This is a genomic window from Mesorhizobium sp. M7A.F.Ca.AU.002.02.1.1, assembly GCF_003998535.1.
Lineage (GTDB): Bacteria > Pseudomonadota > Alphaproteobacteria > Rhizobiales > Rhizobiaceae > Mesorhizobium > Mesorhizobium ciceri.
In genome coordinates this window covers 1-2036 of record NZ_RZPB01000932.1, presented here as the reverse complement: position 1 = coordinate 2036, position 2036 = coordinate 1, and the positions used below count along the sequence as shown (strand labels likewise).

Below are 2036 nucleotides of genomic sequence, written 5' to 3'. Positions count from 1 at the left end.
CGAATCCCCAGCGGCAGAGTAGAGGCGAATATGGCAAAATTGACGGCACGCCAAAGCGTCGCCCGGCAGCCGGACGATCAGCCATTGTAGCGCTGGAAGACCAGCGACGCATTGGTCCCGCCAAAGCCGAACGAATTGGACAGCGCCACGTCGATCTGGCGGGCGCGCGGCTTGTTCGGCACCAGGTCGATCGCGGTTTCGCGTTCGGGGTTGTCGAGGTTGATGGTCGGCGGCGCGACATTGTCCCTGATGGCAAGGATCGAGAAGATCGCTTCGGCGGCACCGGCCGCCCCAAGCAGATGGCCGATCGACGACTTGGTCGACGACATCGAGATCTTCGATGCGGCATTGCCGACAAGCCGCTCGACAGCGCCGAGCTCGATCGTGTCGGCCATGGTCGAGGTGCCGTGCGCGTTGATGTAGTCGACGTCGGCAGGCGTAAGCTTGGCCCGGTTGAGTGCCGCCGTCATGCAACGGAAGGCACCATCGCCATCCTCGGCGGGCGCCGTGATGTGATGCGCGTCGCCGGTGAGACCATAACCCGTCACCTCGGCATAGATCTTGGCGCCGCGTGCTTTGGCATGTTCGAGCTCCTCGAGCACGACAACGCCGGCGCCCTCGCCCATGACGAAGCCGTCGCGGTCGCGATCATAGGGGCGCGACGCCGTTTGCGGCGAATCATTGCGTTCCGTCGACAGTGCCCGGCATGCGGCGAACCCGGCGATCGACAGCCGCGTCACCGGCGCTTCGGCGCCACCGGCGACCATCACGTCGGCATCGCCCCACATGATCAGCCGGGCAGCATCGCCAATGGCGTGCGCGCCGGTCGAACAGGCCGTGACGACGGCATGGTTCGGGCCTTTCAGCCCGTGCCGGATCGAAACCTGCCCGGAGACGAGATTGATGATCTGGCCCGGGATGAAGAAGGGGCTGATGCGGCGCGGGCCGCGTTCCTTGAGGATCATCGCGTTCTCGGCGATGCCCTCGATGCCGCCGATGCCGGAGCCGATCAGGACGCCGGTGGCGCATTGCTCTTCATGCGTCTTGGGTTCCCAGCCGGAATCCTTCAGCGCCTCGTCGGCGGCGGCAATCCCGTACAGGATGAAGTCGCCGATCTTGCGCAATTCCTTCGGCTCGAGCACGGCCTCGGGATTGAAGGTGGCATTGCTGCCGTCACCACGCGGAATGACGTGGGCGATCTTGCAAGCAAGGTCCTCCACCTCGAACTCGGTGATGCGCTTGGCAGCGCTGCGGCCGGTCAGAAGCTCCTTCCAGCTGTGCTCGAAGCCCATGCCGAACGGCGACAGCAAGCCAAGGCCCGTGACGACGACACGCCTCATCGCAGGTCCTCCCCGGTGATGACTGCAGAAAGCGTCAGGCCGAAGCCTTGTCGATGTACTTCACGGCATCGCCGACGGTCAGGATGGTCTCGGCCGCGTCGTCGGGGATCTCGACGCCGAATTCTTCTTCGAACGCCATGACGAGTTCGACCGTGTCGAGGCTGTCGGCGCCCAGATCATCGATGAAGCTCGCCTGCTCCGTCACTTTGTCGGCATCGACGCCAAGGTGCTCGATGACGATCTTCTTGACGCGCTCTGCGGTGTCACTCATTTGGGCATCCTCGTCTTTTGTTTGTCTGTCTTCGTTAGCGGGCAGAATGCCGCTAATCAAGCTGAAAGATGGTCCTGCCGGAAACGCAACGACTACGGACCGATTTTTGCCCGAACCGCCGGGTTGCGGGCCGCATTACACGAAAAATAGCTGAGGTCCAAGCCAAAATGGTCTCTTTACACAACCCGCCGGCGTTGCTGCAGAACATCGTTCAAAGCATAGCCATGCCGCCATTTACGTGGATGGTCTGGCCGGTGACGTAGGCGGCTTCGTTGGAGGCGAGATAAGCGACGGCGGACGCGACTTCGACGCTGGTGCCCATGCGCCGCGTCGGGATCGCCGCCATGATCGCCTCTTTCTGCTTGTCGTTGAGCTTGTCGGTCATTGCCGATTCGATGAAGCCTGGTGCAACACAGTTAACTGCT

Annotated in this window: 3 protein-coding genes; all 3 read right to left on the bottom strand. The window is 62.7% G+C overall.

Going from position 1 to position 2036, the window contains the following annotated elements:
- Positions 1-77 precede the first annotated feature (77 nt).
- Positions 78-1340: a beta-ketoacyl-ACP synthase II gene (fabF, locus tag EN879_RS33455; RefSeq protein ID WP_013532515.1), complete on the bottom strand. Its 1263-nt coding sequence runs from the start codon at positions 1338-1340 to the stop codon at positions 78-80.
- Between the two features lie 34 nt (positions 1341-1374).
- Positions 1375-1611, bottom strand: coding sequence for an acyl carrier protein (locus EN879_RS33450; RefSeq protein ID WP_006203723.1), 237 nt, complete (start codon positions 1609-1611; stop codon positions 1375-1377).
- 211 nt (positions 1612-1822) lie between these two features.
- Positions 1823-2036 (bottom strand): SDR family oxidoreductase (locus EN879_RS33445; protein ID WP_127274585.1); only part of this gene is annotated, 214 nt, incomplete at its 5' end.

Bases quoted from the DNA above. Each gene is read 5' to 3' on its own strand.
- fabF (WP_013532515.1), bottom strand. From the start codon at position 1,340: ATGAGGCGTGTCGTCGTCACGGGCCTTGGCTTGCTGTCGCCGTTCGGC.
- EN879_RS33450 (WP_006203723.1), bottom strand. From the start codon at position 1,611: ATGAGTGACACCGCAGAGCGCGTCAAGAAGATCGTCATCGAGCACCTT.